The 15,682-nt window shown below is 61.1% G+C and carries 15 protein-coding genes; 3 read left to right on the plus strand and 12 right to left on the minus strand.

Translation table 11 applies throughout. The annotated features are described in order from the left end of the window. Nucleotides 1–66 precede the first annotated feature (66 nt). A complete protein-coding gene (locus tag KUA23_RS20870; protein ID WP_071490181.1) occupies nucleotides 67–1,128 on the plus strand; it encodes an SDR family oxidoreductase in 1,062 nt (353 codons plus the stop codon). On the opposite strand, the gene KUA23_RS20875 is transcribed toward KUA23_RS20870, so the two are convergent. The 4 genes from KUA23_RS20875 to KUA23_RS20890 form a co-directional block, all read right to left on the minus strand. After that, nucleotides 1,098–2,144 carry a sensor histidine kinase gene (locus tag KUA23_RS20875; RefSeq protein ID WP_071490182.1) on the minus strand — a complete coding sequence of 349 codons (1,047 nt, stop codon included), beginning with the start codon at nucleotides 2,142–2,144 and terminating at the stop codon, nucleotides 1,098–1,100. The genes KUA23_RS20870 and KUA23_RS20875 overlap by 31 nt on opposite strands. 8 nt (nucleotides 2,145–2,152) lie before the next feature. Beyond that, nucleotides 2,153–3,613 carry an ATPase domain-containing protein gene (locus KUA23_RS20880; protein ID WP_071490183.1) on the minus strand — a complete coding sequence of 487 codons (1,461 nt, stop codon included), beginning with the start codon at nucleotides 3,611–3,613 and terminating at the stop codon, nucleotides 2,153–2,155. After that, a complete protein-coding gene (locus KUA23_RS20885) occupies nucleotides 3,610–4,044 on the minus strand; it encodes a hypothetical protein (protein WP_100490119.1) in 435 nt (144 codons plus the stop codon). The genes KUA23_RS20880 and KUA23_RS20885 overlap by 4 nt, the downstream gene beginning before the upstream one ends. A gap of 61 nt (nucleotides 4,045–4,105) precedes the next feature. After that, the gene (locus KUA23_RS20890; protein WP_252992784.1) at nucleotides 4,106–5,317 is read right to left on the minus strand and encodes an MFS transporter; all 1,212 of its coding nucleotides are present in this window, start codon (nucleotides 5,315–5,317) and stop codon (nucleotides 4,106–4,108) included. 123 nt (nucleotides 5,318–5,440) lie between these two features. On the opposite strand from KUA23_RS20890, the gene KUA23_RS20895 reads away from it, so the two are divergent. After that, on the plus strand, nucleotides 5,441–6,145 hold the full coding sequence (locus KUA23_RS20895) for a TetR/AcrR family transcriptional regulator (protein WP_078049500.1): 705 nt from the start codon (nucleotides 5,441–5,443) through the stop codon (nucleotides 6,143–6,145). Here the strand turns inward: KUA23_RS20895 and KUA23_RS20900 are convergent. From KUA23_RS20900 to KUA23_RS20925, 6 genes are all read right to left on the minus strand, one after another. Further along, nucleotides 6,048–6,971: a LysR family transcriptional regulator gene (locus KUA23_RS20900; protein ID WP_100490118.1), complete on the minus strand. Its 924-nt coding sequence runs from the start codon at nucleotides 6,969–6,971 to the stop codon at nucleotides 6,048–6,050. The genes KUA23_RS20895 and KUA23_RS20900 overlap by 98 nt on opposite strands. A gap of 67 nt (nucleotides 6,972–7,038) precedes the next feature. After that, the gene (locus KUA23_RS20905; protein ID WP_252992785.1) at nucleotides 7,039–7,332 is read right to left on the minus strand and encodes an RraA family protein; all 294 of its coding nucleotides are present in this window, start codon (nucleotides 7,330–7,332) and stop codon (nucleotides 7,039–7,041) included. 26 nt (nucleotides 7,333–7,358) lie between these two features. Further along, the gene (locus KUA23_RS20910) at nucleotides 7,359–8,414 is read right to left on the minus strand and encodes an NAD(P)-dependent oxidoreductase (RefSeq protein WP_252992786.1); all 1,056 of its coding nucleotides are present in this window, start codon (nucleotides 8,412–8,414) and stop codon (nucleotides 7,359–7,361) included. Nucleotides 8,415–9,100: 686 nt separating this feature from the next. Further along, nucleotides 9,101–9,559, minus strand: a complete 459-nt coding sequence (locus KUA23_RS20915) for an Hsp20 family protein (protein ID WP_071490189.1) — start codon at nucleotides 9,557–9,559, stop codon at nucleotides 9,101–9,103. Between the two features lie 115 nt (nucleotides 9,560–9,674). Next, the gene (cuyB, locus tag KUA23_RS20920; RefSeq protein WP_252992787.1) at nucleotides 9,675–11,126 is read right to left on the minus strand and encodes a cysteate racemase; all 1,452 of its coding nucleotides are present in this window, start codon (nucleotides 11,124–11,126) and stop codon (nucleotides 9,675–9,677) included. Continuing rightward, a complete protein-coding gene (locus KUA23_RS20925) occupies nucleotides 11,123–12,385 on the minus strand; it encodes a dicarboxylate/amino acid:cation symporter (protein WP_252992788.1) in 1,263 nt (420 codons plus the stop codon). The genes cuyB and KUA23_RS20925 overlap by 4 nt, the downstream gene beginning before the upstream one ends. Before the next feature lie 173 nt (nucleotides 12,386–12,558). On the opposite strand from KUA23_RS20925, the gene KUA23_RS20930 reads away from it, so the two are divergent. After that, on the plus strand, nucleotides 12,559–13,461 hold the full coding sequence (locus tag KUA23_RS20930) for a LysR substrate-binding domain-containing protein (protein ID WP_252992789.1): 903 nt from the start codon (nucleotides 12,559–12,561) through the stop codon (nucleotides 13,459–13,461). A 2-nt stretch (nucleotides 13,462–13,463) separates the two neighbouring features. On the opposite strand, the gene KUA23_RS20935 is transcribed toward KUA23_RS20930, so the two are convergent. Both KUA23_RS20935 and KUA23_RS20940 read right to left on the minus strand, forming a co-directional pair. Then, nucleotides 13,464–14,369 (minus strand): LysR family transcriptional regulator, encoded by a 906-nt coding sequence (locus tag KUA23_RS20935; RefSeq protein ID WP_252992790.1) that lies wholly within the window; start codon nucleotides 14,367–14,369, stop codon nucleotides 13,464–13,466. 72 nt (nucleotides 14,370–14,441) lie between these two features. Next, nucleotides 14,442–15,668, minus strand: coding sequence for an OprD family outer membrane porin (locus tag KUA23_RS20940; RefSeq protein WP_071490194.1), 1,227 nt, complete (start codon nucleotides 15,666–15,668; stop codon nucleotides 14,442–14,444). Nucleotides 15,669–15,682: the final 14 nt, after the last annotated feature.

Here is a 15,682-nt window from a genome sequence, read left to right on the forward strand (position 1 = left end):
TTTCGGTAAAGGTTGAACCTCTCCTACATGCAAGGGTTCAGAACCCTACATCCTCGGAGGAATTTTATGACCCAGACAGCCTTAGTCGTCGGCGCCAGCGGCATCGTTGGTAGCGCCATCACCCAATTACTGCTGGACAACCAATGGCAGGTTGCCGCGCTCTCACGCAGCCCCTCCCAGGTGCCCGGCGTGATCCCGATAAGCGCCGACTTACAATCCCCGGCCACCGTACAGCAGGCACTGACCGCGTTAAAACCCACCCACGTATTCATCACCACTTGGTCGCGCCAGGCCACGGAAGTCGAGAACATCCGCGTCAACGCCGCCATGGTGCGCAACGTGCTGGACGCCGTACGCCCCACCGGCAGTGTGCAACACGTAGCGCTGGTCACCGGGCTGAAGCACTACCTCGGCCCCTTTGAAAACTATGGCAAGGGCAGCCTGCCGCAAACTCCGTTCCGCGAAGACCAAGGCCGCCTGGACGTGGAGAATTTCTACTACGCCCAGGAAGACGAAGTGTTCGCTGCGGCCGAGAAAGATGGTTTCACCTGGAGCGTGCACCGCCCGCACACCGTCACGGGTGTCGCTGTGGGCAATGCGATGAATATGGCGACCACCCTCGCCGTCTACGCCAGCGTGTGCAAATACACCGGGCGCCCATTTGTGTTCCCAGGCTCCCGCGTGCAATGGGACAGCCTCACCGACATGACAGATGCGCGGCAATTGGCCCAGCAACAGCTATGGGCAGCCACCACGTCAGCGGCTGCCAACCAGGCGTTCAACATCACCAATGGCGATGTTTTCCGCTGGCAATGGATGTGGGGGCAGATTGCCGATTACTTCGGCCTTGCACCAGCACCGTTCCCAGCCGCGCCCGCCCCACTCGAGCGCCAGATGGCCGACGACCAGGCCACTTGGAACCAGATCGCGGCGCAGTACGGGCTGAAAGAAGCCGACATCAGCCGACTCATTTCGCCATGGCACACCGACGCCGACCTGGGACGGCCGATCGAGGTGGTCACCGATATGTCCAAGAGCCGCCAACTGGGTTTCACCGCTTACCAGGCCAGCGACCAGGCCTTTTTCGACGTGTTCGATCAGTTGCGCGATGCACGGCTGATCCCTTGACTGGATAGCGGCAGCACGACCACAAACTCGCTGCCCCTGCCGTGTCCTTCACTCATGCCCGTCACTGTACCGCCGTGGGCTTCGACCAGTTCGCGCACCACGGTCAAGCCAATACCCAGGCCGGCGCTGTTGAAACCGATGGCGTGGGCATCTTGCACATAAGGATCAAAAATGAACGGCAAGGCCTTGGCGGTCACGCCAATGCCGTTGTCGGCAATGCTGATCTTCAGTTGCCCGGCCTCTACGCTCACCACCATCGCGATACGGCCAGCCGCTTGCGTGTACTTGGCTGCGTTGCCCAGCAGGTTGTGCAGGATCTGCGCAAGCCGTACGGGGTCGCCGTACAGGCTCGGGATAACATCCGGCAACACCACATCGAATTGCTGCTTTCGACCGATCATCACTGGGCTATAGGCCTCGACAGCGGCATTCAGGATACGCAGCATGTCCACCTCGCGACGGTGGATGCGCAGCTTGCCGGTGCTGGCACGCGAGACATCCAGCAAGTCATCGACCAGTTGGGAAATATGCTGGACCTGGCCCTCTATCAATTCACGCATACGCGGCAGTTCGTCGCTGGGTAGCCGGACCATGCGCTCGGCAATCAGACTGATAGGCGTCAGCGGGTTGCGCAGTTCATGGGCGACCATCGCCAGGATGCGTTTCTGCTGACCTAACGCACGTTCGGCGGTGACCTGCAGGTCCTGGGCGCTGAGTGCGGCGAACACCAGTTGCGCATTGGCTTCGCGCAGCTTCTGGAACAGCAGTTGGTCCTCTACCTTCGGCGCCGCGACAGTGTCGGATTGGGCCAGGAGCAGTGCCAGCACCAACTGCTGGTTGGCCTCGATCAGTTGCTCGACATGCTGGGTATCCTCTAGGCGAGTGTTGGCGCCTTCCAGTTGTTGCTGCAGCGCAGCCAGTACTGCACGGGCTTCAACGATTTTCTGGCCGAGCAGGAACAGCTCATGGGCCGCATTGGCCACTTTACGCGCGTCCTCTCCCGCCGAATTACTCATGGGTCAGTTCAATCATTGTGGTCTCCTGTGCGCTGGGTCGTCGGACGCCCACCCAGCAGCCCCTCCTGGTCAGCGAGCATCTCGCCGATCTGCAGGCCATCGTCATTGATGTGGTATTGGCGCAGCTCGTCGCAGTGGGCACTGGCGCGCACTTTGACCACGGCCATGATGCGCAGCAGGCGGCTGCGCACTTCGATGTAGCGCTGCACGATAATCGCGTCCGTCAGGAACGCGGTGCCGTAGGGGCTGAAGCGCAGGTCGGTGTAGCGGTCTTCCAGCTCTGAGGTCATCAACACGCTGACCCCGGCGCGGGTCAACGCGGTGACCATACGTGACAACGACTCACGGAAGTCTGCGCGGAAGGTCGGCGCCAGGGCCAGCTCAAAGCCCGACAGCGAATCGATGACCACCCGCGTGGCGTTCAAGCGGCTGATTTCGCTGAGCAGCAGTTGGACAATTTCGTCGATCGACAGGTCCGGCGCCCGGCTGTCTACCAGGCTGACCTGGCCGCTGCGGATCAAGTCGGCCAGCGTTGCGTTTTGCGAGTGGTTGGGCCGTTGCTCGAACACCGCGATCACACCGGCTTCGCCATTGCGCGCGCCCTCGGCCAGGAAGGTCGCTGCCAGGATGCTCTTACCCGACCCCGAAGGCCCCGCCACTAGCAACGAATAGCCACGGGGCAGGCCGCCACCGAGCATCTCATCAAGGCGTGGCACGCCCATTTTCAGGCGCTGCATGGGCAGCGATCTCGGCGTCTCGTCCGGGTTGAGCGGGGCCGGTGCGAACACCCTGATGCCTGAACTGGCGATACGAAAGGTGTGCAGCCCCGGCAAGGTCGGTTGGCCGCGCATCTTCATGATTTCCATCTTGCGCACCATCGAATTGCGCTCGACGCTCTGGCGCAACCAGATCAATCCATCGGCCACGGTGAAGATCGGGTTGGTGTCGGTCTCGGTGAAGTACTCGCCGATCAGGAAGGTGGTCGCTTGCCACGTGGTCATCAACATACCCAATTGTTGTACGAACTGCGGCAGGTTGTTATTGGGGTTGTGCTGGGTCTGGCTGGCCAGCACCACCGAACGAAAGGAGTCGACAAACACCAACGACGGCGCATGCGCCTCCACTTCGCTGACAATCCGGCGCAGCACTTCGTCCAGGTCGCCGGCCAGGGTGTCGTCGGCCAGGTTGATATAGCGGATCGACTGGTTGATCGCGTCGCTGTCGAAGAAGTCGAACTGCTGCTGATAACGGAGCATCTTCAGCGGCGGCTCGCCCAGCACGGTGAAAAACAGCGCCGGACGCTCGGGTGTCGCCAGGGCAAACATCATCTGATGCGCCAGGGTGGTCTTGCCACAGCCAGGCGGACCGGCGATAAGGTTGAACGAAAACTCCGGCAAACCTCCGCCCAGCACCTCGTCCAGCCCTGGCACACCGGTAGCCAGGCGGTTGATCGTTACTTTGGTGCTCATGGCGAATTTTCCTGCGAAGGGGTGTCGCTCAAAGAAGGTTCCCACACGTCGCGTAGTAAACGCGCGGTCAGCGAAGGCCCGATCAGCGTGGTGAGCAAAGTGTAAAAAGTGGTCAGCAGCACCTCACCGAAAAACAGCGCATCGGCCTCAGTCTGCTCAAGCAGTACGGCTTTGAGCCCGGATCTGTCAGGCGTGGCTTGCACACGATCGTGCATGCCGGCCAATCGCGCATGGGCCGAGGCGCTGAGGTGCAGGCTGCGGCGCAGCAAGGCGACACAGCCTTGCTGCCCGATGATGGGCGTGAGTGCTGCGTCCATGTCCTGCAATATCGACGTGATCGCCTCGGCGATGCCTGCGATATCCGCGGAGGGACCAACACGGTGCGCCAGAGAAGCTACGATCTGGCGGCTCTCTTCGCTTAGCGTGGACATGAAGGGCTGATATCCGATGAATTGATACCCAGCGTACACCCTCTGGCATTCGTCCGAGGGTTTAATGAGCCATTATCTGCGCCCCCATGCGCCGCCCGGGTTTGAAACCATGGGCACGGGCGCTCCAGGCAATCGCCAGCGACACACCGATCAACAGCAACATCGCCCACGGAAACGAGGCCACGCCCCAGGTCTCGAGCAACACCCCACCGACGACACCGCTGCCGGCGATAGCGCTGTTCCAGGCCACCACATTCAGCGACAGCGCCACGTCGGCGCCATCGCCCGCCGCATCGGCCAGGGCGGTCTGCAGCAGGGTCGCGGCGCCGCCGAAACTCAGGCCCCACACGGCCACGCCGAGGTAGACCACTTCCGGCAGGCTGCCAAAAAGACCCAGCCCAAGCGAGACGACCGCGAACACCGCCAGGCTGACGAGCACGGTCTTGCGCAACAACGACTCAACGAGCCTGGCCGTGAGCCAGATCCCTGCCAGCGCGGCAACCCCGAACACCAACAGCACCAGGTCGACCCGCTCGGCCAACCCCGCCGGCGCCACGAAGGGTGCAATGTAGGTGTACAGAATGTTGTGCGCCAGCATCCAACTGATCACCACCGCCAGCACCGGCCGTACGCCCGGCGTGCTCAGCACCTGGCCCAGCGACATACGTTGATGGGCGGGCTGGGGAGCGTAGTCCGGGACTTTGACCAACACCCACGCAATCAACACCAGACTCACCGCCGACATCAGGCCAAACGTGGTGCGCCATCCCACCAACCCACCCAGCCAAGTGCCGAGCGGTACACCCAACGACAGCGCAATCGGCGTGCCGACCATCGCCAACGCCAGCGCCCTGCCCTGCTGGTGCGGCGCGACCATGCGCCGGGCGTAACCGGCCAGCAGGCTCCAGGCCAACCCCGCTGCCACACCGGCAAAAAAACGCGCCACCAGGGTCACACCGTAGTGGGACGACAGCGCGGTGATGGAGTTGAACAGCAGGAAACCGACGATGGTCAGCAACAGCACATTGCGCCGGCGCCAGCCACGGGTCGCGACGGTCATGGGGATCACCGCCAGCACCGAGCCCAAGGCATACGCGGTGACCATCTGCCCGGCCATCGACGGGGAAATCGCCAGACCGTCGCTGATCAACGGCAACAGGCCGGCGGGCAGGGTTTCGGTGACGATGCAGATAAAGCCGGTCATGGCCAGGGCGAGCAAGGCGCCGATGGGCAGGCGGTCGGATGACGCCGATAAAGTGAGTGGAGGTGTCACAGGTAACTCCTTGAGCGAGATTTAAATACTGATCGATACAAATGTTGCGTCTGGACATAGCGTGTTGTCAACGACTTATGTATCGACTAGTATTTATCTCGCTTCCTCCACCGGAGATCCGCCATGGCACAAATGGGCCGCCCCCGCACCTTCGACCGCGATCACGCCGTAGACCAGGCCTTGCACCTGTTCTGGCAGCACGGCTACGACGCCACCTCACTCGCCCAACTCAAGGCTGGCCTGGGTGGCGGTATCTCCGCGCCGAGTTTTTATGCGGCGTTCGGTTCCAAAGAGGCGCTGTTCGACGAATGTGTACAGCGCTACCTGACGACCTACGCACAGGTCACCGAATGCCTGTGGGACGAAAGCCTGTCGCCGCGTCAGGCGGTTGAAACGGCGCTGCGCCAGTCGGCACGCATGCAGTGTGAAGACGGGCATCCCAAGGGCTGCATGGTGGCGCTGGGCGTGATGAGTGCGCCGAGCCCCGAGAATGCGCGGGTGGCGAATGGATTGACGCAATCGCGGCTGCGCACACGGGCGGGGATTGTGACCTGTGTGCAGCGTGCGATACGTGCAGGGCAATTGCCAGGCACGATTGACCCGGCGGTGATGGCGACGGTATTTGACAGTTTCCTGCAGGGCATTTCGATCCTTGCGCGCGACAACGTACCCCACGCCAGCATCGACGCGGCGATCAGCCAACTGCTGCTGACCTGGGATATTGCCGCGTCTACGGCGCCGCCGATTCGTCCCGGCATTGCATCAGGAAATCCACAAACGCCCGCACACGATGCGGCACATAGCGACCATGGGGATACAACAAGGTAAACGGCCGTGAACGCCCACCGAACGGCTGCAGGACTTCTACCAGGCTGCCGTCAGCCAGTTCCTGCTCGACAATAAACTTGTAGGTCTGAAACAACCCCGCGCCGTGCCTGGCCAGGGTCACCCCGCCCAGCACATCATCGGAGCAGCTGTACCCCGCCTGCCCCGCATACTCTTGCGCCTTGCCATCCACCTGAAACAGCCAGGAGATACGCCGGCCATTGCTGGGCAATTCGTACTGGATGCATTCATGGGCGGGCAGATCTTCCAGCGTCTGTGGGATGCCGGCGCGTTCAAGATAGGACGGTGCCGCGACCACCACCAACTCGGCGTCTTCCAGCAGGCGCGCAATCAGCGATGAGTCGGGCTGGGCGCGCACACGGACCGCCAGGTCGTAGCCTTCGGCGACGAAGTCGATATTGCGATTGCTGATGTGGATATCCACCGTCACCTGCGGGTACAGCGCACGAAACCTGGGCAGTAGCGGCAGCAGACGGTGATGGGCGTAGGTGGTGGGAATACTGATGCGCAACAGGCCGGACGGCACTGCTTGCGCGCCCATCACCTCCTGTTGCGCTTCCACCAGTTGGGTCAGGGCCTGGCGGCATTGTTCGAAGAAGGTGCGGCCACTGTCAGTGAGGCGGATGCTGCGCGTGGTGCGCACAAACAGCCGCGAGCCCAGGCGCTCTTCCAGGCGTGAAATGCTGCGGCTCACGGCCGCCGGCGTGACACCGGCAACCTGCGCGGCGGCGGTGAAGCTGTTGGCTTCGGCGGCGAGGCAAAACAGCTCGATGCTGCCGAGCTGCAGGTCTTCGAAATGGCGTTTCACACTGGGTCCACCCGGTTACGGCTGCGGGGGATTGCAACACGTCCGCGCCCAGTGTGCCACTGCTTGCTTACGCCGTTGGCTCGATCAGGGTTGTCAGCCGCGCGGGGTTTGCAAGGCGTGGTACCCGTAGTCTGCGCGCGCTTGCCGCAATGGGACACCGGCGTCGATGGCCGTCGCCCACCGAGCCCCCCTCCAGGCCAACAGGTCCGTAGCGCAGGGTCCAGGCTTTGCCCGTAAGGCTGAAGGACCGGTCCAGCGGCTTGATGTCGGTACATTGACAAAGGATTTTCAGGCGATCCATGGCATCGCTGAGGTCGGTACAACTGAGGGCGTCCAGGCGTTGATGAATAGAGCGTTGCATGAGGAAGGCTTCCTTGTGTCGAGGGGTTAACCTGCGTTCGCCGCCAGGCTGAGCGCGTGGATCTTGTCGACAATCTGCCGCGAAGCCTTGCGGATTGCCGTCGTTGTGGTGCCTGCAATATGCGGTGTGAGCTGGGCATTGCCGACGCCTGCCAGTGGCGAGTGGAAGCAGTCTTTTTCCAGGGCAAAGGTATCGATGGCGACTGCTTTTATATGCCTGGGAAACGCCGTCATGAAACTCGCCAACTGCGCTTCATCGACGATGCCGCCGCGCGCGGTATTGATCAGTATCGAACCTTGGCGCATCTGCCTGAACTGGGTCAGCCCAAACAGGCCGCGGGTCAGCGGGGTCAACGGTACGTGGATCGAGACCACGTCGGCCTCCCTCAGCAATGCTTCGAGGGTTTGCCGGCGCTCAAGGCCAAGGCTGCGCGCGACCTGGTCGGTAAAGCGTTCCGAACCGGTGGCGATGACCTTGAGACCGAGCGCTCCCGCCTTGCGTGCGACCTCTTGAGCGATGCTGCCCGTGCCGACCACCCCTAGCGTGAGTTCGCCGAACTCCAGGCCTGGCGCCAAGGTGCCCTTGGACCAGCATCCCTTGTGCGTTTCAGCGTTGTAGTGGTCCAGGTCCCGGGATAAATACAACGCCTGGGCCAGGACATATTCAGCAACCGCAGCCGCGTTGGCGCCTGGAGTGTTCAGCAGGGTCACGCCACACTGCTGGGCCGCTTGCCGGTCGATATGGTTGACACCCGTACCGGCTTGAGCAATAGCGCGCAGCGGCGTTGGCAGAGCCGGTGACGCAGCGTTGCGAATCAGTTCGCCCTCAATGGGAATATTCAGGCGCGTCTTGAACACGCTGTACCCTCCGGCCAACATCACGGCCCCCATGAAAGCCTGCCGGTCGTGACCGTTGATCTCGGTGTAGTGAATGCGCTCGCCATAGTGCTCGCGGATACCATCCTTATCAGTGAAATAGTAGAGATTCAGGGTGACGACCAGGCCCAACGCGAGGAATCGGTCGACTTCCTCGAATAACAACGGCGGGCCGGGTGCATCGAGTATCAGGGTGGTGAATGCCATGCTTGTGATCCTCTTGAAAGGCGCACAACCGCGCCGACAGCCAGGTCGCCCCGGCTGTCGGCGGGTGCTTTACCAAGTGTGTAGTCCTGGCCCTTGTAGGTTCATCGGTTCAAGCCTCGATAATTAATACAGATCCCTTGTTTGCACTCCACCGCGTGGGTGGAAGCAAAATCATCAATGTCACAGGCCGAAACCACCGCATCGCAACGAACGGATATCCCCCTGTTAGCCGACACAAAGCCCTCAGATCGGTACCCAAAAGCGGCAAAAAATCTGAAACAAGTTATTACACTTCAACGTGAATCAATCATGTCGCCGCTTTTTCGACAAAAGACCTTTTTGGAATAAAACGCGCATAAAAAGATAGCCAGCTTATGAACGGTTTCCCGATCCGACACTGACTATTCTTTTTCAAGCAATTGATTATTAGGGGTTAATGAAGGGAGTCAAAAACGCGGTACGCCCAGAAAGCACTCACGCCGACAGGATGTGCCAGGTCATTCTTAAATAATTCTTCATAAAGGCCTGACCCCATATGCACCGGACGATCCCGAGCCCTTGGCATCGTGCCCGGCCGCGCAGGGGTGGACTCGGGCTCAAACGACGAGCGCAAATAAGATAGAAAATGACTGTTAATCATTGGGCAAAATAAAGGCGCTCCAAAGAGCGCCTTTATTCATTTCAACTCACTGCTCGCTGATGGATTTCACATCCGCCTTGGCAGCGCCACCAATCGCAATGCGTTTTGGCTTGGCTTCCTCCGGTACCACCCTGAGCAGGTCGATGCTCAGCAGGCCGTTGGAAAGCTGCGCGCCCTGCACTTCGATGTGGTCGACCAGGCGGAACGACAAGCGGAACGCGCGCTGGGCGATGCCCTGGTGCAGGTAGGTGATGCCCTCATCGTGTTCGCGCTTGCCGCCGGCGACGGTCAACACGCCTTTTTCCACCTGGATTTCCAGGTCATCCTCCACCAGGCCTGCGGCCGCAATCACGATCCGATAATGATCGTCACCGTGCTTTTCGACGTTGTGAGGTGGGTAGGTGGTGCCGGCCTCGCTGCGAAGCGCCGATTCGAAAAGGTCGTTGAAACGGTCAAAGCCGACAGAGTGACGGAACAGTGGGGCCAACGAAAGAGTAGTAGCCATTGCAAAATCTCCTGAGGTTTCTCCAAGTGATTTGATACGCGACCCGCATTCGGCATCGCGTAAAACCTAAGTAGGTTCAGGCTGGAAATTTTCAAGCGGCGCTCACAAAATTTTTTTATCCGACACGATGAGCTCCCGACGAAAGGCTGACACAACGGCGCGCCAGAACCGTCGTGGGGTCAACCAGGGCGACCCGGTGGGCGCCGATCTCGAACACCTCGCAATGCGCCAGCACCAACGGCAACTCGGTACACCCGAGAATCAACACCTTCGCCCCTTGTTCACACAAATGCTCTGCCGCCAGCAGCAACTGCTCACGGCACACGCCAGCGGTAAACCCCGCCTTGATCCCCCGTTCGCCGTAGATCGCCTCCATCACCAGCGCCTGGTAATCAAAGCCAGGTGTGATGAGTTGCAAGCCGCAGCCTCGCGCGGCCTGGTGGTAGACCTGGCTTTGCAGGGTGCCGGACGTCGCCAGCAAGCCCACGGCCTGGCCGCTGCCGTAGGTCTGCACGATCCACTCCACCGTCTCGCTGAGCATGTTGACGATGGGCACGCGCAGGTGCGCCTGGATGCGTTCGACAAACGCATGGGCGGTGTTGCACGGAATCGCGATGGCCTGGGCGCCGGCGCTTTCCAGGCGTTTGCAGGTGGCGTACAGGGCCAGGGTCGGGTCGGTTTCATCACGCAGCAGGTTGGCGGTGCGGTCGGGGATCTGCGGGTTCTGTTCCACCACCATCTTGATGTGGTCCTGGTCTTTGCCGGCCGGGGTATGGGCGACCACCTTGCCCATGAAGTCCACGGTAGCCGCCGGGCCGACGCCGCCGACGATGCCCAGTTTGAACGGCGGCTGACGCGCCGGACCATCGGCCTGGGTGGCGAACTCGGCGTAGATCTGGTTGATGTCGAGGGCGCTGATGCCACGCCGTTGCAGGTCGCCGCAGACCAGCGACAGCTCGGTCATGCCCGGCACAATCACCGTGGCGCCCTGCCCTTGCAGCGACAGGCACGCCTGGTACACCGACTCCAGCGGCACACCGTCAAGGTGGCCGTCCTTGATGCCGTTGACGCCGTACATCGCCTCCATCAAGGCGGCCTGGGCGTGGTCCTCCGGGTACACCAGGTTGAAGTGCTGACCGAGGTGCTGTTCAAACAAGCCGCTGTGACGCACGAAGTCCGATGCGATCACGCCGAGGGTGGTGCCAGGCGCTATTCGACGGGTGATGTGCCGGACCAGCGCGTGCATCATGTCCAGCACGGGAATGCCCAGTTCCTGCTGGATTTCAGCGCGAAAGGTCTGGCTGGCGAAACACGGCAGCAGCACCGCATCCACCCCGGTGTTTTCAAAGGTCTTGCATACCTGGAACACATAGAACTTGCGCGCGGTCATGCTCGCGTTACGGTCCAGGGGCAGCAGTACATCCTTGAACGGGTGCTGCTCGAACAGGAAGTGATAGCGCCCCTGGTCCTCCAGCACGGCACGGGACTTGACCAGTTTGTAGAACAGATCGCCGCCCGCCAGCGAACCGAGCCCGCCGACGATGCCCAGCCGGGAGGTGGTTTTCATGCGTGCACTCCCTGCGGCAGTTCAGCGGGTTCTTCCGCGCTCTCGGATTTGGCCACCACCGCCGTGGCGATGCTGTTGCCCACCACGTTGGTGGCGGTGCGCGCCATGTCGAGGAACTGGTCGATACCGATGATCAGCAACAAACCCGCCTCGGGCAGGTTGAACATCGGCAGCGTCGCCGCCACCACCACGACCGACGCCCGCGCCACGCCGGCCATACCTTTGCTGGTGATCATCAGCGTCAGCAAAATCAGCAGTTGCTGGGTGAAGCTCAGGTCGATGTTGTAGGCCTGGGCGATGAACATGATCGCGAACGCCTGGTACATCATCGAGCCGTCAAGGTTAAAGGAATAGCCCAGCGGCAACACAAAACTGGAGACCCGCTTGGGCGCGCCGAACTTCTCCAGCGCCTCCATGGTTTTGGGGTAGGCCGACTCGCTGCTGGCCGTGGAAAACGCCAGCAGGATCGGCCCGCGGATCAGCTTGCCGAGGGTGAACACCGAGCGTCCGAGAAACAGGTAACCGGCGGCGAACAACAATACCCAGAGCAGGGCGATCCCCAGGTAGAACTCGGCAATCAGCTTGGCGTAATCGGCCAGCAGGCCCAGGCCGTTGGTGGTGATCGCCGAGGCAATCGCGGCGAACACGCCGATCGGCGCGAAAGCCATCACGTAGTCGGTAATCTTGAACATGACCTTGGCCAGCTCGTCCACGGTGTCGGTGATGCGCGTGTAGCCGGCGCGCTTGACCCCGGCCAGGGCGAAGCCGAAGAACAGCGAAAACACCACGATCTGCAGGATCTCGTTGTTGGCCATCGCCTCGGCAATGCTGCGCGGGAATACGTGGCTGATGAAGGTCTTGAGGCTGAAGTCCCCGGTGTTGACTGGCACCGCTGCCGTCGCATGTTGCGCCACCTGCATGTTCAGCCCGGCCCCCGGTTGGAACAGATTGACCAGGGCCATGCCAAGCATCAGCGAGACCAGCGACGCCGTGACGAACCACAGCATCGCACGCAAGCCGATGCGCCCTACCGAGCGCGAACTGCCCATGCTCGCGATGCCGCCCACCAGGGTGGCGAACACCAACGGCGCAATGATCATCTTGATCATGCGCAGGAAAATATCGGTGACCATCGAAAAGTACCCGGCCAGCGCCTTGGCGGCCTGCTCGCTTCCTGCATAGTGGTGACATGCCCAACCCACCAGCACGCCCAAGACGATGCCAACTGCGATTCGACGGGGGAGTTTGTTCTTCTTCACAGGTGCGGCCCTCAGATGGCTTTTGTTGTATGGAGCGGATTCTAGGGACCCACCCCGCCCGCCATGATGAGTAATCCAGCTAACCCCATGCGCTTTTGGAATAGTTTGTAGAATGCCCAGCCCAGGCTGCGCGCGGCGGCATACACTCAGGGCTCATCGCCTGGAGAACCGGCATGCAGATCAAATGGTTGGACGACCTCTTGGCCATCGCCGAGTGGAAAAATTTCTCCCGCGCCGCCGAAGTGCGCTGCGTGACGCAATCGGCGTTGTCGCGGCGCATTCGTTCACTGGAAGAATGGGTGGGCGTCGAACTGGTCGACCGTGGCACCTACCCGGTGCAACTGACCGCCGCAGGCGCAGCCTTCTGCAGCGAAAGCCGCGAAGCCCTGGCCGGTCTGATGCGCCTGCGCGCCAGCCTGCGCGAGGTGGAACGCATGCCGGGCCGCTCGATCCAGGTGACCGCCGGCCACAGCCTGTCGATGACCTTCCTGCCCAAGTGGCTGGCGCAGTTCCAGCGCCAGACCGAGCAGTTCAATGCACGGGTAGTGGCGGCGAATATTCATGACGCGGTGATTGCGCTGGAAGAAGGCAGTTGCGATTTGATGATCGTCTACCACCATCCCCTGGCGCCGATCCTGCTGGATGCGCAACGCTTCGGCAGCCTGGCCCTGGGGCATGATGCGTTTATTCCGTTGTGCGCGCCGGACAAACGCGGTCGACCGCTGTATCGCCTGCCGGGGAGCACGGGAAAACCCGTCCCGCATCTGGCTTACACGGCCACCACGTTCCTGGGCAGGGTCGCGGAAATCGTGATCAAGAACGGCCCTGCACCCGCCGTGCTGGAGCGCTGCTACGAAGCCGACATGGCCATGCTGCTGATGCGCATGGCTATCGAAGGTTACGGTGTGGCGTGGTTGCCACAGAGCGCGGTGGTGGATGAGTTGGAGCGTGGGCTGCTGGTGCGGGCGGGTGGCGAGGAGTGGGGTACGCGGTTGGAGATTCGCTCGTACTGCGCGATTGAAAACCAGAACCCGACGATGAGGAAGTTGTGGCGCACGCTCGAAGGGCTGCGCTGACGTCAATGCACCTGCGGCATCGCCATTCGCAAACGCTGGGCAAGTAAATCGGAGAACGCTTGCGTCAGGGCCGTACGGGGAACATCACTGCGAAAAACCAGGCCGAATGAATACGGCAAAACCGGTAGAAAAGGCCGCGTCACGATCGGCAAGTCCAAGAAATCATTGGCCAGCAATTCGTTGATGATCGACACGCCGATGCCCTCGGCGACGAAAGCGCAGGCGGCACCTGCCGAATGCACTTCCATGCGCACGTTGGGAAGAATGGACGCCTGCCGAAACACCTGGTCAAGCTCCGTGCGCAGGTTGCGCTGGCGGCCCAGCAGCACCAGCGGCACACCGCGCAAATCACTCACCTGGATAACGCGCTTTTCGCACAGCGCGTGCGCTTGGGGAAGCACGCATACGCCTTGCACCTGCAACACCGGCACCACGTCGAAGCCCGGCAATTCGGTGGGCAGGCGCACAAAGGCAAAATCGACGCTGCGGTCCAGCACCGCGCGCTCAAGCGCATCGTAGGAACCGGTGACCAGTTCGATAACAAGGTCGTCGCGGCCCTGCATGAATTCGGCAACCACACGGGGCAACCATTGGTGGGTCATGCTGGTGGGCACCGCCACGCGCAGCAGCGCCCGGCCAGCGTGACCCAGGCGCAGGTCGTCGGCCATGCGCTGGACGCGTTGCATGTTGTCGACCAGCCCCGACACCTCCGGCAAAAACGCCTCGGCCTCGGAGGTCGGCGTCAGCCTGCCCTTCCTGCGCAGGAACAAGGCAAAGCCCAGTGACTCTTCGAGCTGGCTGAGCAAACGGCTGATGGCCGACTGGGACAAGCCCATGCGCGTGGCGGCATCGATGGTCGAACCGGTCGACATGATGGCCTGGAACGCTTCCAGTTGTTTGAGATTCACGCTCGGGCTCCAAGCAGACACGACTGGGCGCAGTTTCCGCTGGCAACACCGGCGGCGTCCAGCCTTGCAGCCCTACCAGAGCTTGATGTCGTAGGTCAGGTACAGGCGATTGTAGTCCCAACTGGTGAGCACATTTGAGCGGTACGCCGTGTTGCGAAATTCTGCCCCCAGGCCTTTGAACGTGCCGTCCTGGATCACGTACTTGAGGCTGGTATCCAGCTCGTGCTCATCGGCCGGTTTGCCAGAATACTTGGCGTCGAATCCTTTGTAGTAGCGGATCATGAAACTCAAGCCCGGGATCGCCAGGGCGGAAAAGTCATAGTCGTAGCGCAGCATCCAGGTTTTCTCATCCTCCAGGATGAATTTGCTCACGCCCGGACTGGTAAAGGACGTGGTGGCCGCACCATTCAAATAGGGCAATGCGGCGTTACCGGACAATTGCTGATAGCCGCCTCCGAACGTATGCCCGCCGAGCCGATAACTCAAGGAGCCGCTGAACATGTCGGCGTCCGCAGCACCGTTATAGGCCGCCCCCGTTTCAAAACTGTTGTAATAACGCACGTCCGTCGTCAAGTGACCTGGCCCGACAGCCACTTTATGCACAACCCCGAAAAAGTGCTGGCGATAGAAGTTTTCAAGTTCACCGTAGTAATAAGACAGGCTGATGGTTTTATTGAGTGCATACGTACCACCCACAAAGTAAAAATCACCATGCTTCGGACCTTTGTAACCGCTCGGTATCAGATCGACGTTATCGCTGGAGTTACGCAACTTTGATTGATCCAGTCGCCCACCTTGCACAAATAGATGTTCGATACCGGTGTATTCAAACTGCGTACCTTGGAACGTCTGTGGCAGTAAACGCCCATCGTTGTAACTGACCACCGGGTTCTTGGGCAACAACGTGCCCGTCTTCACCACGACATCGGCAAAACGCAGCTTGCCGGTCACGCCTAGGCTGGAAAAATCACGGGCGGCGCGGCCATCATCATGCACTGGCAACAGGCCTGTACCGGCGTGTGCAGGGCTGGAGTCAAGCCTCAGCCCCAGCAGGCCAAGGGTGTCAAGGCCAAACCCGACGGCCCCGGGCGTGAATCCGGAACGCATCGTCAGCAACAACCCCTGTGCCCATTCGACACGGTCGTTGCCGCCGCTGCGGTTGTCATGATTGAAGGCGTAATTACGCAACGCAAGGTGGCCGGTGGAATCCCCGAGGAAACCTTCGGCGCGCACGCTTGATATACCAGGCACCATTAAGCTGGCGCACAAAAGCCCGCCGGTCGTTATAAACGCACGCATAGTTAAGCCCTCAG

The sequence above is a fragment of the Pseudomonas pergaminensis genome, from assembly GCF_024112395.2.
GTDB lineage: Bacteria > Pseudomonadota > Gammaproteobacteria > Pseudomonadales > Pseudomonadaceae > Aquipseudomonas > Aquipseudomonas pergaminensis.